The sequence below is a fragment of the Citrobacter sp. CRE-46 genome (assembly GCF_059615875.1).
On the sequence record NZ_CM184341.1, the window covers coordinates 4,657,662 to 4,681,967 of the forward strand.

The window sequence follows — 24,306 nt, forward strand, 5'->3', positions numbered from 1 at the left end:
CAACAAGATTGAATTTGATTAAATGTGATGGAGTACGCAAATAAATCTCTTACCCGAACCAGGGTTTTATGGAACATTCATAGAGCAAAAAATAAAACTCATAAAAACAATAAAATACAAAAATAGATTGCTACAAAGCATCCCGTTACGTTGTGAGTAATAGACGCTTTACGACGGAATCAGAAAAATCCACGCATTGCCTTCTTGATAAATTGATGTCATTATCAATCAAAACAAATCACAATTTGATTCAACTTGAACCAACATGAAGGTAAATGCGATGAGTAAAGTAAAAAGCATCACGCGCGAATCATGGATTCTGAGCACATTCCCGGAGTGGGGAAGCTGGCTGAATGAAGAGATCGAACAGGAACAGGTCGCACCTGGCACCTTTGCTATGTGGTGGCTTGGCTGTACCGGAATTTGGCTAAAGTCGGAAGGCGGGACTAACGTCTGCGTCGATTTCTGGTGCGGAACAGGTAAGCAAAGTCACGGTAATCCGCTGATGAAAACCGGTCACCAGATGCAACGCATGGCGGGCGTGAAGAAACTGCAGCCAAACCTGCGTACTACGCCGTTTGTACTTGATCCGTTTGCGATTCGCCAGATCGATGCGGTGCTGGCTACGCACGATCATAACGATCACATCGACGTTAATGTCGCGGCAGCGGTCATGCAGAACTGTGCGGACGACGTGCCGTTTATTGGGCCACAAACCTGTGTGGATCTGTGGGTCGGCTGGGGCGTGCCGAAAGATCGCTGCATCGTGGTAAAACCCGGCGATGTGGTTAAAGTGAAAGATATTGAAATTCATGCGCTTGATGCTTTTGATCGTACCGCGTTGATTACTCTTCCCGCCGATCAGAAAGCGGCGGGCGTGCTGCCGGACGGTATGGACGCGCGCGCCGTTAACTATCTGTTCAAAACACCGGGCGGCACGCTGTATCACAGCGGCGACTCACACTACTCCAACTATTATGCAAAACACGGCAATGAGCATCAGATCGACGTCGCGCTCGGATCATATGGCGAAAACCCGCGTGGCATTACCGACAAGATGACCAGCTCCGACATGCTGCGTATGGCCGAAGCGTTGAATACAAAAGTCGTCATCCCCTTCCATCATGACATCTGGTCAAATTTCCAGGCCGATCCTCAGGAGATTCGCGTGCTGTGGGAGATGAAAAAAGATCGACTGAAGTATGGCTTTAAGCCATTCATCTGGCAGGTAGGTGGCAAATTCACCTGGCCGCTGGATAAAGATAACTTTGAATATCACTATCCACGCGGCTTTGATGACTGTTTCACAATTGAACCGGATCTACCGTTTAAATCCTTCTTGTGATTCACACCAAATGCCGGGCATAACCCGGCATTTTTTCCCCATTTACTTTAGTATTTCCAGGCTATTTCAAATATCATCTTTTCAAATCAATTTGTATCGGAATAGCTCATGACTGAAGCACAAAGACATCAAATATTGCTGGATATGCTGGCGCAGTTGGGCTTTGTTACCGTTGAGAACGTAATTGAGCGCCTGGGAATTTCCCCCGCCACAGCCCGCCGGGATATCAACAAACTCGACGAAAGCGGCAAACTCAAGAAAGTTCGTAACGGCGCAGAAGCCATCACGCAGCAGCGCCCGCGCTGGACGCCAATGAATCTGCATCAGGCGCAGAACCACGATGAAAAGGTTCGCATTGCCAAAGCGGCCTCTCAACTGGTGAATGCCGGTGAAAGCGTGGTGATCAACTGCGGATCGACCGCCTTCCTGCTCGGACGTGAAATGTGCGGCAAGCCAGTGCAGATCATCACTAATTATCTGCCGCTGGCGAACTATTTGATCGACCAGGAGCACGAGAGCGTGATCATCATGGGAGGACAATACAACAAAAGCCAATCCATCACGCTTAGCCCACAAGGTAGTGAAAATAGCCTGTATGCCGGGCACTGGATGTTCACCAGCGGCAAAGGGTTGACCGCAGATGGACTGTATAAAACCGATATGCTGACCGCGATGGCGGAGCAGAAGATGCTTAACGTGGTGGGTAAACTGGTGGTGTTGGTCGATAGCAGTAAGGTCGGTGAACGCGCGGGGATGCTGTTCAGCCGCGCCGATCAAATCGATATGCTGATTACCGGCAAAAATGCGGACCCTGAGATCCTGCAACAGCTCGAAGCTCAGGGTGTAAGCATTATGCGCGTTTAAAGGTGCTGGCGGAAAAACGTCACCGTCGCAGCCAGCGCTTCTGGCGTAATGCGGTGGCGTACGCCTGCTTCCCACAGACAGGTCAGGTTATTGTCCAGACCTGCCTGAATCAGCGCCTGCTGTAAGCGAAAAGTTTCAATAGCCGGTACCACATCATCTTCCTGCCCATGCCATAGTAGCAACGGTCTGTCGGCCAGGCGTGGCAACTGGTGCGTCACTTCCCATTCGGCCAGCGGCGCGATGAGGGCATCAAACGCAGCCTGCTGTTCTGGCGTCTGGACCAATAAAGGCGGAAAAAGCGTCTGCGCAAGCCGGGTAAAGTAGCCCGAACCCATCAGGCTGGCTACACATTTCACCTCGGGGTGACGAGCCATAATGCCCAGGGCCGTCATGCCCCCCATTGACGCCCCGCCTACGGCAAGCCGTTCATCTGACAGCCAATTTTCTGCCACCAGCGCCGCACGTAACGTCGAAAATTCCTGCATGTTTTGCTGCAATATGTGCCAAAAGCGGTATATCCGCCCCTGTGCGTCACCCTTGAAGCGGGCACCATGGTCTGGCGCATCTGGCATCACTACCCGGAATCCAGCCTGAGCCAGAGCAACGGCAAAATAGCTGTAGACCAGGCTGGAAGATGTAAATCCGTGATAGAAAATAATACAGGGGAGTGAACATGCGCGTTTGCCAGCCGGAACGGCGTGCAGGACAGGGATACCCGCCAACTGTCGTGTTTCAATTTCGATCATTTGTCGCCTCTTTCTTTCTGGTATGCCACGCAGCAATACTTAACGCAAGCGAATGTGTTCGACAATGATTCATAATGTTGAGAACTGGGTTACGCTTTCGCAACATTTTCATTCGAAAATCGCGTGAGAGATAACAATTCGGGAACATTCCCCTAAAGGGAAATTAATAAGGCACTACACTATGGCTATCAGGAAACGAGATAGAGTTATGCGTCGGTTTGCCTCTTTGTTGCTGGTTTTAGTTTTAAGCGCCTGTAGCGTGCTACAGGGAACGCCGCAACCCGCACCGCCCGTTGCCGACCACCCGCAGGAGATCCGCCGTAACCAGAGTAATGGGTTACAGCGAATAGGGACGGTTAGCGCGCTGGTAAGAGGCTCACCGGATGATGCGCTGGCTGAAATCCGCGACAAAGCCGTCGCGGCAAAAGCTGATTATTATGTGGTCTTATTAGTCGATGAGACCATTGTGACAGGCCAATGGTATTCACAAGCGATTTTGTATCGTAAATAACATTGGTTTGAAATTTAGTCAGCTTTACATTGCTTTGCGCCCCTATGCGTTTACCTGTGCACAATAAACCAACAGCAGGAAGCTTGAGGTTTATTATCGCGATGGAATGCCCTGCCGTGTGTAGGGGTACGAATAATGGAGCTGACGATGAAACAATCACTTGCCTTATCCTCACTGCTGCTTTCTACCGGACTGGTAGGTACTACGGCGCAGTCTGCCGAGTTCGCCAGTGCTGACTGTGTTACCGGCCTGAACGAAATAGGGCTGATATCCGTCAGTAACATTGCAGGAAATCCGCAGGATGTAGAACGTGTCATTGCGTTAAAAGCGGATGAACAAGGTGCTTCATGGTATCGGATCATTCAAATGTATGAAGATCAGCACCCCGATAACTGGCGCGTCCAGGCCATACTCTATGCGTAACAGATTGCCGGATGGGGTAAACTTATCCGGCCTGCTTTGATGATAAGACGCGCCAGCGTCGCCATCAGGCATATTATTACCGTAATCCTCCCGTTGCCCGTAGCAGCAGATCATTCTGTACCTGTTCAGACAATCGTCGTCCACCACGTGTATCCAACATCATCTGACACCAGGCCTGCGCCACTGGCGGAGAGGCATAGCGCAACATTTGCGCCCCGCAACCGAGCAGGAAAAGCTGCTGCGTAATCTCCCGTCCCAATTCTTCAATGGGTTTACGCAGGTGTTGCTGCAACTGACGAACCATCCGATCGTAATGACGATCCTGCCCTTTGACCTCGGCAAAGGCTTCGCTGAGCATATCGTAGATACCGGGTTGTTTTGCCAGCACCCGCAATACATCAAGACACATAATATTGCCGGAGCCTTCCCAGATACTGTTTACCGGCATCTCACGGTACAGACGTGGCAGCTCACTCTCCTCGCAGTAGCCAACCCCACCCAATACTTCCATCGCCTCAGCGACAAACGGCATCCCGCTTTTGCAGACAGAATATTTCGCCGCTGGCGTAAACAACCGAGCCCACAGCGCTTCTTTGGCATCAGCGCGGCGGTCCCAGGCCCGTGCCAGCCTAAACAGTAACGCAGTCTGGCCTTCCAGTTGGAGCGCCATTCGGCTTAAGACCTGACGCATCATCGGCTGTTCAATCAATGGCTTGCCAAATACCTGTCGTTGGTGCGCATGATAAATCGCCACGGAAAAGGCACGTCGCATCATGCTATGGCTACCGAGCGCACAGTCAAAACGCGTCATACCACCCATTTTCAGGATATGGCGTATACCTTCTCCTTCTTCGCCCAGCAGCCAGCCAATAGCATCATGGAATTCGACTTCGCAGCTGGCATTGGAGCGGTTGCCTAACTTATCTTTCAGCCTCTCGAGACGGATAGCATTACGTTGACCATCGGGTAAAAATCGCGGTACAAAAAAGCAGGATAATCCCCCCTTTGCCTGCGCCAGCACCAAATGGGCATCGCTTTGCGGCACAGAGAAAAACCACTTATGTCCCACCAACCGATACGAGCCGTCTGCGAGGCGTTCCGCCTGGGTGGTATTGCTCAACACATCTGAGCCCCCCTGTTTCTCGGTCATTCCCATACCGATCAGCAGCCCACGCTTTTGCCCACCAGGCAATAAATGCGAGTCATAACGGTCGCTTAGCAGCGGCGTAAACCAGTCGTGAAATTGTGAAGGTAGCATCTGCAGTAACAGCGGCGTGGCGGCAAAAGTCATGGTTACCGGACACAACGTGCCTGCTTCCACCTGCGCATGCAGCATGAAACGCGCCGCGCGGGCAACAAATGTTCCCTGCCGCGCTTCGTCTTCCCAGGCAAGGTTATGCACGCGGTTGGCGCACAGCCCCTGCATCAGCAAATGCCAGGCAGGATGAAAACGCACATCGTCCAGTCGCTGCCCCTGCGGATCGTAGCGCAAAAGCTCGGGTGGAAAAGCATTAGCCAGGCGACCCAGTTCGAGCGACTCCGCGGTACCTAGCTGCTGGCCAATACTCGCCAACACATCGCTGTCCCAGCCCGCCCCTTCGCGGATAACCGCTTCGCACAGGGCGCCATCGGACAGGTATAAGTTGCTGTTATTGAGCGGTACAGGTTGGTTAAAAACGGTATGCGTTTGCCAGTGCATTGTGTTTCCCTCCGTCAATGGCCGTGGCCTTAAGTATGGCCAGCCAGACAAGAGAGTGCCTGGGATGAAGGTCACAAAAAAGCCATCCCAGGGGATGGCTTGAGAGAAATTGAGAATGAATTAGCCGCGCTGACGAACGGCCTCAAACAGGCAGATGCCGGTCGCGACTGAAACGTTTAGCGACGAAACGCTCCCTGCCATCGGGATACTGATCAGTTCGTCACAATGTTCGCGGGTCAGACGACGCATTCCTTCGCCTTCAGCCCCCATGACCAGCGCCATACGTCCGGTCATTTTGCTCTGATAGAGAGTATGGTCGGCTTCGCCAGCGGTGCCCACAATCCAGATATTCTCTTCCTGCAGCATTCGCATCGTGCGCGCCAGGTTAGTTACGCGGATCAGCGGTACGCTTTCAGCCGCGCCACAGGCCACTTTTTTCGCCGTCGCATTCAACTGTGCGGAACGATCCTTCGGTACGATAACCGCATGTACACCAGCAGCATCCGCGCTACGCAGGCATGCGCCCAGGTTATGCGGATCGGTGACGCCATCGAGGATCAAAAAGAACGGCTGATCGAGCGCAGCAATCAGATCCGGCAGATCGTTCTCCTGATACTGACGACCCGGCTTCACGCGCGCAATAATCCCCTGATGTACCGCACCCTCGCTTTTCTCATCCAGGAACTGACGGTTAGCCAACTGAATGACAACGCCCTGCGCTTCCAGTGCATGGATCAACGGCAGCAGGCGTTTATCTTCACGGCCTTTGAGAATAAAGACGTCCTGGAAGCGCTCAGGCGCACGTTCCAGCAGAGCCTGCACCGCGTGGATGCCGTAAATCATTTCACTCATGAATGTACTCGTTAATAGTTTGTGCGTAACGCCGGGCAACATAATAGTTGCCCGACTTACAGTTTATGGCTGTTATTGTGCGACGTTCTTTTTCGCCGCACGTTTAGCTTTGGTGGCGGCAGCGATTTTACGCGTTTTTGCCGATGGCTTTTTCGCTTTTTTATCGCCTTTCTTCTCAGCCGTTTTTTTATCCGCCTGAGGTTTGGCTCTGCCTTTCTTCTCGCCGCGGAATGCGCTGTCCGGCTCGAAATTCACCTTTTTGCCCATTTGACGACGTTTACCGGTAGTTTTACCTGCATCGCCTTTTTTAGCTTTTTCGCGTGCGGTTTTGCCCTCATTGCGCGGCGCACGTTCGCTGGAGATCAAACTGAAATCGATTTTACGCTCGTCCATGTTGACCGCTTCAACGCGAACTTCCACACGATCGCCCAGGCGATACATCTGACCGCTTGACTCACCCGTCAGACGCTGCCCAACCTGGTCAAAGCGATAGTAGTCGTTATCCAGGGAGGAGACATGCACCAGACCGTCGATAAACAGTTCGTCAAGACGGACAAAGAAGCCAAACCCGGTCACGCTGGCAATTACGCCTTTAAAGACGTTACCCACCTGATCCAGCATGAAGTCACACTTCAGCCAGTCAGAGACGTCGCGCGTAGCTTCGTCAGCACGGCGTTCGGCCATCGAACAGTGCTGGCCCAGTTGCAGCATCTCTTCCATTGAATAATGGTAGCCACCGGTTTCCGTGGTGTTGCCTTTATGGCCCTGCTCCTGCGCCAGCAAATATTTAATTGCACGGTGCAAAGAGAGATCCGGGTAACGACGAATCGGCGAGGTAAAGTGCGCATAAGATTGCAGCGCCAGACCAAAGTGACCCCGGTTTTCTGGATCGTAAATCGCCTGCTTCATCGAGCGCAGCAGCATAGTTTGCAGCATTTCCGCGTCAGGACGGTCGGCAATCGACTCCAGCAATTCAGCGTAATCGCGCGGCTCGGGTTTATTGCCGCCAGGCAGTTCCAGGCCCAGTTCGGCCAGTACGGAACGGAAGGAGGTAATCGCTTCGGTCGTCGGCTTATCGTGAATACGGAACAAGGCTGGCTCTTTGGCTTTCTCAACGAATCGCGCCGCTGAGATGTTTGCCATGATCATGCACTCTTCAATCAGCTTGTGCGCGTCGTTACGTTGCGTCTGTTCGATACGTTCAATACGACGTTCAGCGTTGAAAATAAACTTCGCTTCTTCACTTTCAAACGAGATACCGCCGCGTTCTTCCCGAGCTTTATCCAGCACTTTGTAGAGATTATGCAGCTCTTCAATATGTTTCACTAACGGCGCATACTGCTCGCGCAGTTCCTGATCGCCCTGCAGCATGTGCCAGACTTTGGTGTAGGTCAGACGCGCATGGGAACTCATTACCGCTTCGTAGAATTTAAAGCCGGTTAACCGACCTTTCGACGAAATGGTCATTTCGCACACCATACACAGACGGTCTACCTGCGGGTTCAGCGAACACAATCCGTTAGACAGCACTTCCGGCAGCATCGGGACAACCTGCGACGGGAAGTAGACAGACGTGCCACGGCTGCGCGCTTCCTGATCCAACGGAGTCGGCGGGCGGACGTAATAGCTTACGTCAGCAATCGCCACCCATAAACGCCAGCCGCCGCCGCGTTTCTTCTCGCAGTAAACCGCATCATCGAAGTCACGCGCATCTTCGCCATCAATAGTGACCAGCGGGAGATCGCGTAGATCAACACGCCCGACTTTCGCCTCTTCCGGCACTTCTTCTTTTAGCCCGGCAACCTGTTTTTCGACTGCCTGCGGCCAGATATACGGGATTTCATGGGTACGCAGGGCCATATCAACAGCCATGCTGGTGCCCATGTTGTCGCCCAATACTTCAACGATTTTACCCACAGCTTTGGTGCGACGGGTTGGACGCTGGGTCAGCTCAACCACGACCACAAAGCCCATACGCGCCCCCATCACCTCTTCCGGCGGAATAAGGATATCGAAGCTCAGGCGGCTATCGTCCGGGACGACAAAACCGACCCCAGCGTCGGTAAAGTAGCGGCCAACAATCTGGCTGGTTTTCGGCACCAGTACGCGCACAATACGCGCTTCGCGACGACCTTTACGGTCCGCGCCCAGCGGCTGCGCCAGCACCTGATCGCCATGAATGCAGGTTTTCATCTGCTCGCTGGACAGGTACAGGTCATCTTTGCGGCCTTCAACGCGCAGAAAGCCGTAGCCATCACGGTGGCCAATAACGGTACCTTTCAGCAGGTCGAGACGTTCCGGCAGCGCGTAGCACTGACGACGAGTGAAGACCAGTTGCCCGTCACGCTCCATCGCGCGCAGGCGACGACGCAGCGCTTCTTGCTGTTCTTCACCTTCAATGTTGAGTTCAGCGGCCAACTCATCGCGGTTGGCCGGTTTTTCACGTTTAGTTAAATGTTCGAGGATAAATTCCCGGCTCGGGATAGGGTTCGCGTATTTTTCAGCTTCGCGTTCCTGGAAAGGATCTTGTGACATCTCGGTTCCTCCGTTGTCATCTCTGATGAAGATTTTCGTCACTCCACCAGCAATAATTTATAAAGCGGTTGATTTTCTTCAACCAAATCAGCAAGTGTGTAGTTGTCCAGTTCCGTGAGAAAACTTTGCACTGCTTTAGAAAGCGCCTGTTTGAGTCGGCAGGCAGGGGTTATGTGGCAAAACTCGCTGCTACAGTTGACCAGCGATAAGGGTTCCAGCTCGCGAACCACATCACCAATACAAATATCCTTAGCGGGTTTACCCAGGCGGATACCGCCATTTTTTCCTCGAATAGCAGTAACAAAGCCCGCCCGGCTAAGTTGATTGATTATTTTGACCATATGATTACGGGACACGCCGTAGACTTCTGTCACCTCAGAAATACTGGTCATACGTCCTTCGGGAAGTGACGCCATGTAGATTAGCGCACGTAATCCGTAATCGGTGAAACTTGTTAACTGCACATCAACCTCAGGAAAAGGGATAAAACGGATAAACCTGGTGGTATTAATTATATTGATGATAAACCAGCCACCAGCCAGGTCGCTAATTTATTTCAGTTCGGGAAGGAAAAAAGCGAGGAACTTACGTGATTTTAAGCCGGATTCTAATGCAAAACGCCTCATCCGGCCTAAGATAGTGCAAGCGCAGCGCCATTCGACGCTACGCCATAACCAGAATTATGCGTCGAACGGGTCGCGCAGGATCATGGTTTCAGTACGGTCTGGGCCAGTTGAGATAATATCAATCGGCACACCGGTCAGTTCTTCAATACGCTTGATGTAGTTCAGCGCCGCCTGCGGCAGACCACTACGTTCCTTCACGCCAAAGGTGGATTCAGACCAGCCTGGCATGGTTTCGTAAATCGGCTCGATACCTTTCCAGTCGTCAGCCGCCAGCGGGGTAGTCGTAACTTCACGGCCATCCGGCATACGGTAAGCGACACAGATTTTCACCTCTTTCAAACCGTCCAGTACGTCCAGTTTGGTCAGGCAGAAGCCAGACAGGGAGTTAATCTGTACTGCACGACGTACGGCAACGGAGTCCAGCCAACCGGTACGACGACGACGACCAGTGGTTGCGCCATACTCGTTACCTTGTTTGCACAGGAACTCGCCAACGTCATCAAACAGCTCTGTCGGGAACGGACCCGCGCCAACACGAGTAGAGTAAGCTTTGATGATACCCAGCACGTAATCCACATAACGTGGGCCCAGGCCGGAGCCAGTCGCCACCCCACCCGCGGTGGTGTTGGAGGAGGTTACGTACGGATAAGTACCGTGGTCGATATCCAGCAGCGTACCCTGCGCGCCTTCGAACATGACGAAATCGCCACGCTTACGCGCCTGGTCCAGCAGATCGGAAACATCAACAACCATAGAAGTCAGGATGTCGGCAATCGCCATCACATCATCCAGCACTTTCTGGTAGTCAACCGCTTCGACTTTATAGAAATTCACCAACTGGAAGTTGTGATATTCCATCACTTCTTTCAGTTTTTCAGCGAAGGTTGCTTTATCAAACAGATCGCCAACGCGCAGACCGCGACGAGCCACTTTATCTTCATAAGCCGGGCCGATACCGCGACCGGTAGTACCGATCGCTTTCTCACCACGCGCTTTCTCACGAGCGTTATCCAACGCAACGTGATAATCAAGGATCAGCGGACAAGCTTCAGACAGCAGCAGGCGCTCGCGAACCGGGATACCACGATCTTCCAGCCCTTTCATTTCTTTCATCAGCGCGGACGGAGACAGTACAACACCGTTACCGATGATGCTGATGACATTCTCGCGAAGAATACCTGATGGAATAAGATGGAGGACGGTTTTTTCACCGTTGATTACGAGAGTATGGCCTGCGTTGTGTCCACCCTGGTAGCGCACAACATATTTAGCCCGTTCAGTCAGAAGATCGACGATCTTCCCTTTACCTTCGTCACCCCATTGGGTGCCCAGTACGACGACGTTGTTACCCATTTTTCAAAATCACCGTTTGCTTAAAAATGGATTCTACCACCGCTTTTTCAGATATACAGCACTTTTTGCATGCTAAAATCCGCAAATTAGGCTACTTATTGATCAGCCAATCGTTTTCCTCAACATGTAGTAGACCACAACGCCCGCAACCACAAGACCTCCACCAAAACGACGCAAAGTATTTTCGGGGAGTTGCGCCATCGCGGAGATCATTTTCTTCCATGCGCCGGGATAAAGCATCGGACCCAGACCTTCCAGCACCAAAACCAGCGCGAGTGCCAGCAAAATTGTTGAATTCATCCATCGTCCTTATATAAAAAGAAAACCACCGCATCCCTGGGGACGCCGGTGGTTTTTCTGGTTTAAAACCGCTGAAACTATTTTAGCGTGTCGCGGTATTCGGTGTCTTCATGTAGCGGAAGAAATCGCTGTCCGGGCTCATGACCATCACGTCCTGGTTACCTTCAAAGCTCTTCTCATATGCACGCAGGCTACGAATGAAGGCGTAGAAGTCAGGATCCTGGCTGAACGCGTCGGCAAACAGTTTAGCGGCTTCTGCATCGCCTTCACCGCGCATAATGCGGCCCTGACGCTCAGATTCTGCCAGCGTTTTCGTTACTTCGTAATCCGCCGTTGCACGCAGTTTTTCCGCTTCTTCCTGACCTTGTGAACGATGGCGACGCGCTACCGCTTCACGCTCAGCGCGCATACGGTTGTAGATAGCCTCAGATACTTCCGCAGGCAGGTTAATTTGCTTAATACGCACGTCAACCACTTCGATCCCCAACGCCGCCATACTGTTCGGGTTGATGACCGGTACTTTACCGTTCGTTTCAGCCTGAACACGCTCAGCCGCTTCGGCAATCGCACTATCCGCCGCCGGCGTCGCGACTTCATCTTCCGTACCAGCAGAACCGGAGTTCAGCGCGTCACGGACTTCCAGAGTCAGACGACCACGGGAATCGGTAACGATGTCTTTCACGTCGAGACGACCGATTTCAGAACGCAGACGGTCAGAGAACTTACGTTTCAGCAGGACTTCTGCCTGAGAAACATCGCCACCGCCCGTTGCCAGGTAGTAACGGCTAAAGTCACTGATGCGCCACTTGATGTAGGAGTCAACGATCAGGTCTTTCTTCTCTTTGGTGACAAAGCGATCGGCCTGGTTGTCCATGGTCTGAATACGCGCATCCAGCATCTTCACTGATTCAATAAACGGAATCTTGAAGTGCAGGCCAGGTGCAACGACCAGCGGCTTGTTTTCATCATCACGCAGAACTTTACCAAAGCGCAGCGTAATACCGCGCTCGCCTTCTTTGACCACAAAGACAGACATGAACAGAACTACCAGAACGATGATGATAATCGCAATAACTGACTTACGCATCGTTATTCCCCCTGACGCTGGTAGTCGTTACGCTGCGCGTTCGCGCGGCGTTGGTCCATAATATCGCCCTGACTGGTGGACGAGGTGTTGCTTGCTCCAGTGCTGGAGGTCGTCGCTGGCGGCAGACGCAGCAGGTTTGAACTGCTGTCACTCTTTGCTGCTGGCGCACTACCGCCTTTCAGCATTTGATCCAGCGGCAGAACCATCAGATTGCTGCCTTTATCGTTAACCAGGACTTTGCGGGTATTGCTCAGCACTTTTTCCATGGTCTCGATATACAAACGCTCGCGAGTAATTTGCGGCGCGGCTTTATATTCCGGCAGAATTTTCGCGAAGCGCGCCACTTCACCCTGGGCTTCCAGGATGGTTTGCGTTTTGTAAGCACGCGCTTCTTCCAGAATACGCTGCGCCTGACCGTTCGCACGCGGCTGAACTTCGTTGGTGTACGCTTCCGCTTCACGGATATACTGCTGTTCGTTTTCGCGCGCGGCAATCGCATCGTCAAACGCAGCTTTTACCTCTTCCGGCGGACGTGCGGCCTGGAAGTTGACGTCCAGCAGGGTGATACCCATGTTGTACGGACGGATCGTTTCTTCCAGTTCACGCTGGGTATCGCTACGAATAACGGTACGCCCTTCGGTCAGGATACGGTCCATAGTGTACTTCCCGATAACGCCACGCAGTGCGCTGTCGGTTGCCTGACGCAGGCTGTCATCCGCGCTGGTTACGCTAAACAGGTAACGCTGCGGATCGGTCACACGGTACTGCACGTTCATTTCAACGCGCACAACGTTTTCGTCAGATGTCAGCATGACGCCAGATGCGGCAAGTTCACGCACGGCTTCAACGTTGACCGGGGTCACTTCGTCGATAAAGGTCGGTTTCCAGTTCAGACCCGGCTCAACCAAATGGCTGAATTTACCGAAGCGTGTCACCACGCCGCGTTCCGCTTCTTTAATGGTGTAGAAACCGCTGGCCGCCCAGATTATGACGATAGCGGCCGCAGCGATAGTAAAGACCCGACCGCCCAGTTGCGGACGCGGACCTTGCGATGAACTACCGCCGCCAGAACCAGTACCTTTACCGCCGCCCAGACCACCGAGCTTTTTGCTCAGTTTGCGGAAGATATCATCCAGATCGGGAGGTCCCTGATCGCGCCCACCTTTGTTTCCATTTCCCTCAGGGTTGCCGCCAGGTTTGCTGCTTCCCCACGGGTCGCGGTCTTGTCCGTTATTACCGGGCTGATTCCACGCCATTTTTGTGCTCCATATTTGTTATGCGATGCTATACCTGCGTCTTTTGTGCTGCCGATGCGTTGGCTACGCAAAATCCACAAGGTATAGAGGCGAAAAAATCTTCAGGCCATATCCGTCAGATCAGACAACATAGTCTTCCAGTGCCGGTTCTTGTTTACAGAGGCGACGCCAGTCTACGATCGGCATACGAACCTGCAGACCTACGCTGCCGTCCTCCTCCATCCACTCTTTTTCTATTGCCTGAAGTTGATAAAACCGGCTTCTCAGACGCCCTTCCTGCGGCGGCAAACGCAACGTATGCTGCGCCACCTCACCGGAAAGCCGCTCAGTCAAAGCCTGAAAAAGCTGTGGTATACCTATTCCCGTTTGCGCTGAAACCCAAACGCGAATGGGTTTATTCTCTTCATCTCTGTCGATACGCGGTTCAAAGTCATCCAGCATATCGATTTTATTCATCACCAGCAGGGTCGGGATCTCATGCGCATCGATCTCCTCAAGCACCGTATCGACGGCCTCGATGTTTTCTTGCACACGAAAATCTGCTGCATCAATAACGTGCAGCAGCAATGTCGCCTGACGTGTTTCCTGCAAGGTGGCTTTAAATGCCGCCACCAGGTCGTGCGGTAAGTGACGGATAAACCCTACGGTATCCGCCAGCACGGTTTCACCGACATCCGCGACGTCGATCCGCCGCAGGGTCGGGTCCAGGGTCGCAAACAGTTGATCCGCTGCGTAGACCCGGGCTTCAGTTATCTGGTTGAACAGGGTGGATTTTCCGGCGTTGGTATATCCCACCAGTGATACGGTCGGGACATCCGCTTTCTTACGCGACTGTCGCCCCTGCTCACGTTGCTTTTCAACTTTTTCCAGGCGCGACTGTATCTGCAAAATGCGATTACGCAGCAAACGACGGTCGGTTTCGAGCTGGGTTTCACCCGGACCGCGCAAACCAATCCCGCCCTTTTGCCTTTCAAGGTGGGTCCAGCCACGGACCAAACGCGTAGCCATATGGCGCAGTTGCGCCAGCTCAACCTGCAACTTACCCTCATGGGTTCGCGCACGCTGGGCAAAAATATCCAGAATAAGACCAGTCCTGTCGATAACCAGACACTGGCACAATTGTTCCAGGTTACGTTCCTGGGCAGGGCTTAGAGCATGATCAAAAATCACCACCGCAGCGCCAGTCGCTTTTACGGCTTCGGCAATTTCGATTGCCTTGCCTTCACCAACAAAATACTTCGGGTGCGGTGCTTTACGGCTCCCGGTAATCACCTGCATTGCTTCGACACCGGCGGAAGAGACCAGAGATTCAAACTCCTGGAGGTCTTCCATATCTTTGTCTTGCGAAAAATAGATGTGTACCAGTACCGCCTGCTCACCGGCATCATAACGGTCAAACAAGCGTCAACCCCTTAATATGTATCAACGGGGAACGCAGGTTCGCTGGCTCCCCGTATGTAAAACAGCAATCAACCTTATTCGGTTTCTTCGCTGTCCTGTTGCGCAGATGAACCTTGCGCGTTGCTACCGTGATGGTAGTTGCTGCCAGTGCCGCCGGTGGCATTATTGCTGTGATGAGAAACCGGGCGAGACGGGACAACAGTAGAAATCGCGTGCTTATAAACCATCTGGCTGACCGTGTTTTTCAACAGGATCACGAACTGATCAAAAGACTCGATTTGACCTTGCAGCTTAATACCATTCACCAAATAAATAGAAACTGGAACACGTTCCCGACGCAGTGCGTTCAGGAACGGATCTTGTAAAGATTGCCCCTTAGCCATTCTCTCTTTTCCTTATATGCTTATTTGTACTTTGAACCTTTCGATTCTGAAAAATTGCGCACGATACGTTTCAATTGTACACATTCAGTTCGCGATAGCACCAACAACCTGTAATACTTCGTTTCGCGCCTGGTCAGGCTTTTCACTGTCAAGCCAGTGCACCCCTTCCCAACCACGCAACCAGGTCACCTGCCGCTTCGCCAACTGCCTCGTGGCGCAAACACCTCTATAAACCATTTCATCGTATGAAATTTCGCCTTCAATGTATGACCACATCTGGCGATACCCGACACAACGAATGGAAGGCAAATCCGTATGCAAATCTCCACGGGCAAAAAGCGCCCGGACTTCTGCTTCAAAACCTGAAGCTAACATCTGATGAAAACGCTGCTCAATTCGCTGATGGAGCAGTTCACGGCTCGCCGGGGCGATTGCAAACTGATGCACCTCATACGGCAAAGCATCTCCTGACGTTTGCGTCAGCTCCGTTAAAGTTTTACCCGAAATGAAAAAAACTTCCAGTGCCCGGGAAAGTCTTTGCGGATCATTTGGATGAATACGCGCGGCAGCTACGGGATCGATCTCCTGAAGCTGTCGGTGTAACGCATCCCACCCATGCTCTGCCGCCTGTAGCTCAATTCTGGCCCTGACGTCCGGGTCCGCCGACGGTAACGGCGACAGCCCTTCAAGCAAGGCTTTGAAATATAACATTGTGCCGCCCACCAGCAGCGGGATACGCCCCGCGGCGGTGATATCGGCCATCTCGGCTAACGCATCGCGGCGAAAATCCGCAGCAGAGTACGCTTGCGACGGATCGCGAATATCCAGTAATCGGTGCGGCGCGGCCTGTAATTCATCTGCATCAGGCTTGGCTGTACCGATATCCATCCCTTTGTAAATAAGGGCGGAATCAACGCTTATCAACTCTACAGGCAAAACTTTACGCAATTCAATTGCGAGCGCTGTTTTACCGGAGGCCGTTGGCCCCATTAAAAAAATCGCCTTTGGCAGGCTCGCCTTACGGGTATCACTCATGTTTCAGGGCATTCATTACCGAATGTAAATCAACAGGTTGTAACAGACCACCCGGCGGCGCCTTCACGAGTTGTGGGCAAAGCCGCTCAACATCCGCTAACAGCGTAATCGCCTGGGCCATGCTCCACTGCGGATGCTCGCTAATCAGGTTACGTGCAATCCACTGTGCAATATTGCCCGGCTCGAATACGGACTGCTGCGCCAGGTAGCCTATCAGTTCAGGAATCAAGATTTGTAAATTTTGTTGGCGTAAGGGTAAAGGCACTGCCCGGATGGTCACATGCTGCGCATCCAGTTGAAATTCAATGCCCAGATCGGCCAGTTGGCTCTGCCCTTTCTGCAGCGCCGCTTTTTCATCGGCGGTCACTTTTAGACGTAAAGGAATCAGTAATGGTTGGGCGCAAACAGCCCCCTGTCCCGGCGTTAATTGCGCCTGACGCAGCCAACGTTCCGCCACAGGTAATGCCAGTAACCGAATATGACCATCGCATTCGAGTAACGCACAGTCCGCACCGACAATCGTTAGCACCCGACCAAACCCCTGACTGTTGCCGGACAGAGGAGCCGATGGCGATTCAGATACCGGCGCTTTACGCGTTGGAACTGGCGTCTGCAGCAGTTGCTGATAAATCTCACCCTGCTGCTTTTGATATCCAGGCTGGGCATGAGGCCAGCTGGCGCCCGCCTGACGACCACCACCGCCAGCGGGGGCAGAGTAGCGAGGTGCAGCAGCTTCACGCGCCGGAGCGGGCTCGGCAAAATGGTTACGTCCGGCTGCAACGCGGTTTTCCGGGATGTGCCGTGGGGCAGGTTCGTCGTCATCAGCCAACGGCAGCGGCGTTTCAAGCTGCTGTTGCAGAACGCTCAATACGCCCTGGTAGATAAAATCATGTACCAGACGCGACTGATGGAAACGGACTTCATGCTTGGCGGGATGCACATTAACATCCACCTGATGCGGATCGATTTCCAGATATAAAACAAATGCCGGCTGCTGATCGGCGCCCAGCTTATCTTCACAGGCCTGGCGGATAGCGTGGTTGATCAGGCGGTCACGCATCATCCTGCCATTCACGTAACAGTACTGGATTTCCGCCAGCGCCGTCGTTGTGTGGTGAGGATCGGCTACCCAGCCCCGTAGCGTCAAATCGCCATGCTGCCATTCAATCGCCAGCGCATGTTCCAGAAACGGCATACCGCAAATCGCGCCCAGACGGCGCTCTTTTTGTCCATCCGCAGCCACTGCACGGTACTGACGCACCACTTTGCCGTTGTGCGACAAATTAATCGTCACATCAAAACGCGCCAGCGCAATGCGGCGGATAATCTCATCGATATGATTAAATTCGGTTTTCTCGGTGCGCATAAACTTGCGCCGCGCCGGGGTGTTGTAGAACAGATCCAACACCTCCAGCGTGGTACCCACCGGATGCGCGGCGGGTTTAACCGTGACATCCATGTCGCGTCCTTCAGCATAGGCTTGCCAGGCTTCAGGCTGCTCTTGCGTGCGCGACGTCAGGGTTAAACGAGAGACCGAGCTAATACTGGCTAACGCTTCGCCGCGAAACCCAAGGCTCACGATGGCTTCGAGATCGTCAAGCGAGGCAATTTTACTGGTGGCATGACGCGCCAGCGCCAGCGCCAGCTCGTCTTTTTTAATCCCGCAGCCGTTGTCACGAATACGAATAAGCTTCGCGCCGCCGCGTTCGATATCAATATCAATACGCGTCGCGCCGGCATCGATACTGTTTTCCACCAGTTCTTTCACCACTGACGCAGGCCGTTCTACCACCTCGCCCGCGGCAATCTGGTTCGCCAACTGTGGCGGTAGAACCTGAATCGGCATGGCTAATCCTTAATTTGTTAACGTGTTGCCAGGCGACACGGCGCTGGCGGTTTGCGCCGGTGCGCCCTGCGGCCCGGTTTGCATCGGGTGCGCCTGGAAATAGTTACGTAATCCTTTGTAAATCGCCTCGGCCAGTTGCTGCTGGTAATCATCGCTCGCCAACAGACGCTCTTCGCTGTTGTTACTGATAAAGCCAGTTTCAACCAGCACTGACGGGATATCCGGCGAACGGAGTACCCCAAGACTGGCGTGTTCCGGCCGACGTTTATGCATTGAGCCAATACGTTCTAACTGCCCGATCATGCTGGTCGCCACATCATACCCGACGCGTTGCGAATGACCGAACTGCAGATCCAGCACAGCCTGGCTGAGGTAAGGATCGGCCTGGCTGTTGGCCAGCACATCGCCCGCACCACCTAACAATTCTGATTGCTTCTCATGCTGTTCCAGCCAGCCAGCCATTTCACTGTTCGCCCGGCGGTTTGACAGTACCCAGACGGAAGCGCCAGTGGCATCCCGGTTTGGCGCGGCGTCAGCATGAATCGAAACCAGGAAGTTGGCGTTTTGTTTACGCGCAACGTCGGAACGTCCCATGACCGAGATGAAGTAATCGCCATCGCGGGTGAGGACGCCTTTAAACATCGGGTCATCATTCAGCAAACTGCGTAGTTTACGCGCCACGGCAATCGTGACATTTTTCTCACGCGTACCGCCGGGGCCAATTGCGCCGGGATCCTGTCCGCCATGCCCGGCATCAATGGCGATAACCACTTTGTCGCCGCTATTGGTGCTGGCGCGCGCCGCAGGTCGCGTGGACGTATTACTGCTGGTAACCGCCGTAGTGCGATCGTTTTCCGCTTTAAACGGATTACGTGCAGGCTCGGCAGGGCGCGGGGCGACAACCGGCGCTTCGACACGTTTCGCGACCACCGGAGGCGGTGGAGGCGGCGGTGGCGCATCGGCCTTGATGGTAAACACGACGGTATAATTACCGCCGTTCTGGCGTTTTACGGCATCGGCTTTGCCGTTCTCGGTTAAATCCACCAGCAGGCGCAGAGACTGCGCGTCTTTTGGCGTACCGGAACGGATAGATTTGACCAGATTATTACCGCTAAACAGCAACGGTAATCCCTGAATCACACCGGTTTGTTTAATATCCAGCGCGACGGTTCGTTTCCCATCCTGCGAAACGGCGTATTCAGGATCGCCGATAAAACTCAGCGTAATCCGCGCCTGTTGATCGCCGTTGGAAACCTGAAGATCGGAGAGGCTGGCGGCCCCTGCCTGCGCGCACAGCAGGACCAGGGTTGCCATCAGCCAGTTTCTGATGCGATAAATCATCCCGCCACCCTTAAGGTTAATCGGCTAAACGCGCCAGCAATAAATCACCCGATGAGGAGACTGCGCTTACGCGCGCCTCTCGACCTTGTGCCTGGTATTCGATGTGTATTTCGACGTCCGGGTCTGGCAGAACACCTTTACCTTGTTGCGGCCATTCCACCAGGCAGATGGCATCATTGGCAAAATAATCGCGGATCCCCATAAATTCCAGCTCCTCCGGGTCCGCAAGTCGATACAGATCGAAGTGATAAACCATCAAATTATCGAGCGAATAGGGTTCAACCAGCGTGTAAGTCGGGCTTTTGACATTACCTTTGTGACCTAACGCCTGCAGGAATCCACGGCTAAAAGTGGTTTTGCCCGCTCCCAGGTCGCCGTACAAATAAATTACCGTCGCGCCGTCACAGGCTTTGGCTACCCGCAGTCCCAGGTCTAAAGTCGCCTGTTCATCAGGTAGTGGAATTACTCGATTCATCATGATAAACGTCAATCACATCAGGGTTAACAATACGCTGTAGCGTAGTAAAGAGATCGGTCGCCAGCATGCCGCGCGTACCAAAACGCGCCGCCAGCACATCCGCCGCCGCACCGTGCGCAACACATCCCGCACATGCTGCATCATACGGGGTAAGCTTCTGTCCGAGCAATGCGCCAATAATACCGGAAAGCACATCACCCATTCCGCCGCTGGCCATGCCTGCATTGCCGGTAGCAATAATACCCAACTCAGCCGGTTCAGCAGCAACAACCGTACCCGCGCCTTTCAGCACTACCACGCCTCCGTACCGTTTTACCAGACGTTGTGCACAAAGTAAGCGATCGTCTTCAATTTCTGCAATGGAACAGCCCAGCAGTCGCGCGGCTTCTCCCGGATGCGGCGTGATCACGCGATTGTGACGTTTATCGGGGTTGATTGCCAGCAGGTTGAGCGCATCGGCATCCCAGAGCATCGGTTTGCGAAAATTCTCGACCTTTTGCAGCGCTTTTTTGCCCCACTCCTGCTGACCAAGCCCAGGACCAATGACGACAACATCCGCCCACGCCAGGCTTTCATCCAGAGTCTGCGGCGTTAGCGTATCAACCATCAGTTCCGGCCTGGCGGTCAGAATCGGAGCGATGTTTTCACTGCGGGTCAGCACTTTGACCAGCCCGGCTCCTGCACGCAGCGCCGCTTCACCGGCCATACGTATTGCGCCTGCCGTCCCGTGGTCCCCGCCGATAATCACCAGCCGACCGTGGGAACCTTTGTGCGAGGTAGGTCGGCGTGGCGTCAGCCAGTGCGCAAGCTGTAGAGCATCAAAACGTTGAATTGGCGCATTCTGCCCAGCCAGCCAGTCGTCCAGCCCAAGCGCGTTAACATGCAGGCGTCCGGTGACATCGCGCGCTTTACCAGTTAACAGGCCTGGTTTGAGCGCAATAAAGGTGACGGTATGCGCCGCATTGATGACCGCACCCGGTGTCGCCCCTGTTTGCGCCAGCAGGCCGGAAGGAATATCTATCGCCACGATGGGGGCTGGGTAAGTATTGGCACGTTCAATCAATACCGAGAGAGCCTCACGCGGCGCGTGTTTTAAGCCAGTCCCTGACAGCGCGTCGATGATGACGTCCACGCTACCAGGCCAGGCGATATCCGCAGCATGAATGACGCCACCGGCGTTAAGCCAGGCATCGCGCGCCTGCTGTGCTTCCTCCGGAAGTGGTTTGTCACTCTCTTGCGCCAGCAGCGTGACCTCAAGCCCCTGCGCTTTAGCAAGCCTTGCCACTACGTAGCCATCGCCGCCGTTGTTGCCATGACCGCACAGCACCAGCCAGTGTTGAGCGTGCGGATAGGCTTCGCGGGCGACCTGAAACGCGGCCTCTCCCGCCCGTTGCATCAGTTCGTACAACGTCAGCCCTAAGCTGTCTGCCGCCTCTCGCTCCATCCGCCTGATGTCATCGGCGTACCAGATGGAGTGTGGTATACTTGCGGGGTTTTTCTTCATTGTATGGTCCGTCATGTCAGAGCCCCTCGATCTCAATCAGTTAGCGCAAAATATTAAGCAGTGGGGGCTGGAGCTTGGCTTTCAGCAGGTCGGTATTGCCGATACCGACCTCAGCGAAGCGGAGCCCAAACTGCAGGCCTGGCTGGATCAACACTATCACGGCGAGATGGACTGGATGGCCCGTCACGGCATGATGCGCGCCCGACCTCACGAATTATTGCCCGGTACGCTACGTGTCATCAGCGTACGTATGAACTATCTCCCTGCCAAGGCGGCCTTTGCCAGCACGTTGAAAAACCCCTCTCTGGGTTACGTCAGTCGCTACGCGCTTGGGCGCGACTACCATAAGCTGCTGCGTAACCGCTTAAAAAAGCTGGGCGAGATGATTCAACAACACTGCGTTTCGCTGAATTTTAGACCTTTTGTCGATTCCGCGCCCATTCTTGAGCGTCCGTTGGCGGAAAAAGCCGGGCTTGGCTGGACAGGTAAGCACTCACTTATCCTTAATCGCGAAGCCGGTTCATTTTTCTTCCTTGGTGAATTACTGATCGACTTGCCCTTGCCGGTCGATAAGCCAGTAGAAGAAGGATGCGGGAAATGTGTCGCCTGTATGACTATCTGTCCCACCGGGGCCATCGTTGAACCCTACACCGTAGATGCGCGCCGTTGTATCTCTTATCTCACTATCGAACTGGAAGGCGCTATCCCTGAAGCGTTTCGTCCCTTGTTGGGGAATCGCATTTACGGCTGCGATGATTGTCAGCTCATTTGTCCCTGGAACCGCTATTCGCAGTTGACGGTCGAGGATGACTTTAGCCCACGCAAGCAGCTTCATGCTCCGGAGTTAATAGAGCTGTTTAGCTGGAGCGAAGCGTGGTTTTTAAAAGTCACTGAGGGGTCTGCCATTCGTCGTATTGGTCATCTGCGCTGGCTGCGAAATATCGCTGTTGCGTTGGGCAATGCACCCTGGGATGAAGCCGTAATTAACGCCCTGGAAAACCGTAGAGGTGAGCACCCACTTCTCGACGAACACATAGAGTGGGCGGTTGCTCAGCAAATTGAGAAGCGAAACGCCTGCGTAGTTGAGGTGCAGTTGCCGAAGAAACAACGTTTAGTCAGGGTCATCGAAAAGGGTCTACCGCGCGACGCTTAAGTCATCCACAGCTTGTGTATAAAAATAAAAACACATTGATATTCAAGAGGGAAAAAATCGTCAAGTGATCGCATTAACAATTTGAAATGATAATTAATCCAGTAATTTCAATGTGTTAAAATGATACTATTAACCAGGCGAAGTTTTTTGCATTCCAGGAATAATACCCGGACCTGTGGATAAGTCTGTTTACAAGAGTATGTCAACGACGAAACAAAACGTCCCCAACGCGATTCTTCGTTGTGGATATTTTTTTTGAGGTAAGAATTTGGAGCGGGAAACGAGACTCGAACTCGCGACCCCGACCTTGGCAAGGTCGTGCTCTACCAACTGAGCTATTCCCGCATAATCTTCGTCTTTCGAACCGCTACCGCGTTGGCTGCCTTCACTCGCCTTAGTCACTTACTTCAGTAAGCTCCTGAGGACTCATTCAGTTGCCGCCTTGTCGCAATTCGAAATCCTGCGATTGGTGGTCTGTGCTTAATAAGCACTTTCAAATTTTGGAGCGGGAAACGAGACTCGAACTCGCGACCCCGACCTTGGCAAGGTCGTGCTCTACCAACTGAGCTATTCCCGCTTGGGTGCGTCTGTGCTTAATAAGCACTTTCAAATTTTGGAGCGGGAAACGAGACTCGAACTCGCGACCCCGACCTTGGCAAGGTCGTGCTCTACCAACTGAGCTATTCCCGCAAATCTGTACTGCTTTTGTTGCTGCCGTAACGCGTAATTCTCTGTCGTTACGGGAGGCGCATTATACGAGAAATCCGTTTAGCTGCAACCCCCCTAAAAGCGATTTTCTTGTTTTTTCGTTTAAGTGCTGAATTTATCGGCAAGTCGTTTAATTTAGCGACAATCCTGACTTAGTGCAAGCTCGCAGGAACGATTTTCGTAGGCCGGGTAAGGCGCAGCCGCCACCCGGCAATCCACAAAATCAAAGCTTAATAAAATGTTCGCGGTAGTAAGCCAGCTCAGCAACCGACTCACGAATATCATCCATCGCCTGATGCGTTCCCTGCTTGGTGAAGCCAGCAAGGATCTCCGGCTTCCAACGACGCGCCAGTTCCTTCAGCGTGCTGACGTCGAGATAGCGATAATGGAAATACGCTTCCAGCTCCGGCATGTATTTAAACAGGAAACGACGATCCTGCCCGATGCTATTGCCGCAGATAGGTGATTTTCCTGCAGGAACCCATTCTTGCAAAAAGGCCAGCGTGGCCAGTTCTGCTTCGCGATCGCCCATGGTGCTCGCCTTTACCCGTTCCACCAGCCCGCTACCGGTATGCGTACGTACGTTCCAGTCATCCATTAATGCCAGTTGTTCGTCAGACTGGTGCACCGCAATCGTCGGTCCTTCAGCCAGAATATTTAAGTTGGCATCCGTCACCAGCGTGGCGATCTCAATAATGCGATCGCGCTCGGGATCCAGACCAGTCATCTCCAGATCGATCCAAATCAGGTTGTTTTCATTGGCACTCATGCTATTTTCCACCCTTCAGCGTCACATTCAGTGTGACTATATTCATCTAAAATTGCGTGTATCATAAATGTTTTGCCCATCATGGGCGACC

General features: G+C 53.2%; 22 protein-coding genes and 3 tRNA genes. 5 read left to right on the forward strand and 20 right to left on the reverse strand.

Going from position 1 to position 24,306, the window contains the following annotated elements; translation table 11 throughout:
* Nucleotides 1-280: 280 nt before the first annotated feature.
* Entirely contained in the window at nt 281-1,345 is a 1,065-nt protein-coding gene (gene ulaG, locus AC534G_RS22600) for an L-ascorbate 6-phosphate lactonase (protein WP_038636551.1), read from the forward strand.
* Between the two features lie 108 nt (nt 1,346-1,453).
* On the forward strand, nt 1,454-2,209 hold the full coding sequence (ulaR, locus tag AC534G_RS22605; RefSeq protein WP_006686325.1) for an HTH-type transcriptional regulator UlaR: 756 nt from the start codon (nt 1,454-1,456) through the stop codon (nt 2,207-2,209).
* Here the strand turns inward: ulaR and yjfP are convergent.
* Nucleotides 2,206-2,955: an esterase gene (yjfP, locus tag AC534G_RS22610; protein WP_085048467.1), complete on the reverse strand. Its 750-nt coding sequence runs from the start codon at nt 2,953-2,955 to the stop codon at nt 2,206-2,208. The genes ulaR and yjfP overlap by 4 nt on opposite strands.
* A gap of 181 nt (nt 2,956-3,136) precedes the next feature.
* On the opposite strand from yjfP, the gene bsmA reads away from it, so the two are divergent.
* Together bsmA and yjfN are read left to right on the forward strand one after the other, a co-directional pair.
* The gene (bsmA, locus tag AC534G_RS22615) at nt 3,137-3,466 is read left to right on the forward strand and encodes a biofilm peroxide resistance protein BsmA (protein WP_110496172.1); all 330 of its coding nucleotides are present in this window, start codon (nt 3,137-3,139) and stop codon (nt 3,464-3,466) included.
* A 147-nt stretch (nt 3,467-3,613) separates the two neighbouring features.
* Entirely contained in the window at nt 3,614-3,889 is a 276-nt protein-coding gene (gene yjfN, locus AC534G_RS22620) for a DUF1471 family protease activator YjfN (RefSeq protein ID WP_199981193.1), read from the forward strand.
* Between the two features lie 76 nt (nt 3,890-3,965).
* Here the strand turns inward: yjfN and AC534G_RS22625 are convergent, their stop codons facing one another.
* The 15 genes from AC534G_RS22625 to nnr form a co-directional block, all read right to left on the reverse strand.
* A complete protein-coding gene (locus AC534G_RS22625; protein WP_038636537.1) occupies nt 3,966-5,588 on the reverse strand; it encodes an isovaleryl-CoA dehydrogenase in 1,623 nt (540 codons plus the stop codon).
* 120 nt (nt 5,589-5,708) lie between these two features.
* Nucleotides 5,709-6,440: a 23S rRNA (guanosine(2251)-2'-O)-methyltransferase RlmB gene (rlmB, locus tag AC534G_RS22630; protein WP_038636534.1), complete on the reverse strand. Its 732-nt coding sequence runs from the start codon at nt 6,438-6,440 to the stop codon at nt 5,709-5,711.
* Between the two features lie 72 nt (nt 6,441-6,512).
* Nucleotides 6,513-8,975, reverse strand: coding sequence for a ribonuclease R (gene rnr, locus AC534G_RS22635; protein WP_038636531.1), 2,463 nt, complete (start codon nt 8,973-8,975; stop codon nt 6,513-6,515).
* 38 nt (nt 8,976-9,013) lie between these two features.
* The gene (gene nsrR / locus AC534G_RS22640) at nt 9,014-9,439 is read right to left on the reverse strand and encodes a nitric oxide-sensing transcriptional repressor NsrR (protein WP_038636528.1); all 426 of its coding nucleotides are present in this window, start codon (nt 9,437-9,439) and stop codon (nt 9,014-9,016) included.
* A 216-nt stretch (nt 9,440-9,655) separates the two neighbouring features.
* A complete protein-coding gene (gene purA / locus AC534G_RS22645) occupies nt 9,656-10,954 on the reverse strand; it encodes an adenylosuccinate synthase (protein WP_003025606.1) in 1,299 nt (432 codons plus the stop codon).
* A 102-nt stretch (nt 10,955-11,056) separates the two neighbouring features.
* On the reverse strand, nt 11,057-11,254 hold the full coding sequence (locus AC534G_RS22650; RefSeq protein ID WP_006686310.1) for a DUF2065 domain-containing protein: 198 nt from the start codon (nt 11,252-11,254) through the stop codon (nt 11,057-11,059).
* 82 nt (nt 11,255-11,336) lie between these two features.
* Nucleotides 11,337-12,341 (reverse strand): protease modulator HflC, encoded by a 1,005-nt coding sequence (gene hflC, locus AC534G_RS22655; RefSeq protein ID WP_003830491.1) that lies wholly within the window; start codon nt 12,339-12,341, stop codon nt 11,337-11,339.
* Between the two features lie 2 nt (nt 12,342-12,343).
* Nucleotides 12,344-13,597 (reverse strand): FtsH protease activity modulator HflK, encoded by a 1,254-nt coding sequence (gene hflK / locus AC534G_RS22660; protein WP_069324734.1) that lies wholly within the window; start codon nt 13,595-13,597, stop codon nt 12,344-12,346.
* Between the two features lie 120 nt (nt 13,598-13,717).
* Nucleotides 13,718-14,998 (reverse strand): ribosome rescue GTPase HflX, encoded by a 1,281-nt coding sequence (gene hflX, locus AC534G_RS22665; RefSeq protein WP_003025589.1) that lies wholly within the window; start codon nt 14,996-14,998, stop codon nt 13,718-13,720.
* A 74-nt stretch (nt 14,999-15,072) separates the two neighbouring features.
* Entirely contained in the window at nt 15,073-15,381 is a 309-nt protein-coding gene (gene hfq / locus AC534G_RS22670) for an RNA chaperone Hfq (protein WP_003025584.1), read from the reverse strand.
* A gap of 84 nt (nt 15,382-15,465) precedes the next feature.
* Nucleotides 15,466-16,416 (reverse strand): tRNA (adenosine(37)-N6)-dimethylallyltransferase MiaA, encoded by a 951-nt coding sequence (miaA, locus tag AC534G_RS22675; protein WP_110496175.1) that lies wholly within the window; start codon nt 16,414-16,416, stop codon nt 15,466-15,468.
* A complete protein-coding gene (mutL, locus tag AC534G_RS22680; RefSeq protein WP_110496176.1) occupies nt 16,409-18,262 on the reverse strand; it encodes a DNA mismatch repair endonuclease MutL in 1,854 nt (617 codons plus the stop codon). Before mutL ends, miaA begins: the two co-directional genes overlap by 8 nt.
* Before the next feature lie 9 nt (nt 18,263-18,271).
* Nucleotides 18,272-19,603, reverse strand: coding sequence for an N-acetylmuramoyl-L-alanine amidase AmiB (gene amiB / locus AC534G_RS22685; protein WP_038636515.1), 1,332 nt, complete (start codon nt 19,601-19,603; stop codon nt 18,272-18,274).
* Nucleotides 19,604-19,619: 16 nt separating this feature from the next.
* Nucleotides 19,620-20,081 (reverse strand): tRNA (adenosine(37)-N6)-threonylcarbamoyltransferase complex ATPase subunit type 1 TsaE, encoded by a 462-nt coding sequence (tsaE, locus tag AC534G_RS22690; RefSeq protein WP_008786002.1) that lies wholly within the window; start codon nt 20,079-20,081, stop codon nt 19,620-19,622.
* On the reverse strand, nt 20,053-21,600 hold the full coding sequence (gene nnr / locus AC534G_RS22695) for a bifunctional ADP-dependent NAD(P)H-hydrate dehydratase/NAD(P)H-hydrate epimerase (RefSeq protein ID WP_110496177.1): 1,548 nt from the start codon (nt 21,598-21,600) through the stop codon (nt 20,053-20,055). The genes tsaE and nnr overlap by 29 nt, the downstream gene beginning before the upstream one ends.
* Here nnr and queG point away from each other — a divergent pair.
* Nucleotides 21,599-22,738, forward strand: a complete 1,140-nt coding sequence (queG, locus tag AC534G_RS22700; protein ID WP_085048474.1) for a tRNA epoxyqueuosine(34) reductase QueG — start codon at nt 21,599-21,601, stop codon at nt 22,736-22,738. The two genes, nnr and queG, sit on opposite strands and share 2 nt — an antisense overlap.
* A gap of 269 nt (nt 22,739-23,007) precedes the next feature.
* On the opposite strand, the gene AC534G_RS22705 is transcribed toward queG, so the two are convergent.
* The 4 genes from AC534G_RS22705 to orn all read right to left on the reverse strand — a co-directional run bounded on the left by AC534G_RS22705 (nt 23,008) and on the right by orn (nt 24,215).
* Nucleotides 23,008-23,083 (reverse strand) — tRNA-Gly (locus tag AC534G_RS22705).
* 156 nt (nt 23,084-23,239) lie between these two features.
* Nucleotides 23,240-23,315, reverse strand: a tRNA-Gly gene (locus tag AC534G_RS22710).
* Nucleotides 23,316-23,352: 37 nt separating this feature from the next.
* A tRNA-Gly gene (locus tag AC534G_RS22715) sits at nt 23,353-23,428 on the reverse strand.
* A 241-nt stretch (nt 23,429-23,669) separates the two neighbouring features.
* Nucleotides 23,670-24,215, reverse strand: coding sequence for an oligoribonuclease (orn, locus tag AC534G_RS22720; protein ID WP_006686300.1), 546 nt, complete (start codon nt 24,213-24,215; stop codon nt 23,670-23,672).
* Nucleotides 24,216-24,306 lie beyond the last annotated feature (91 nt).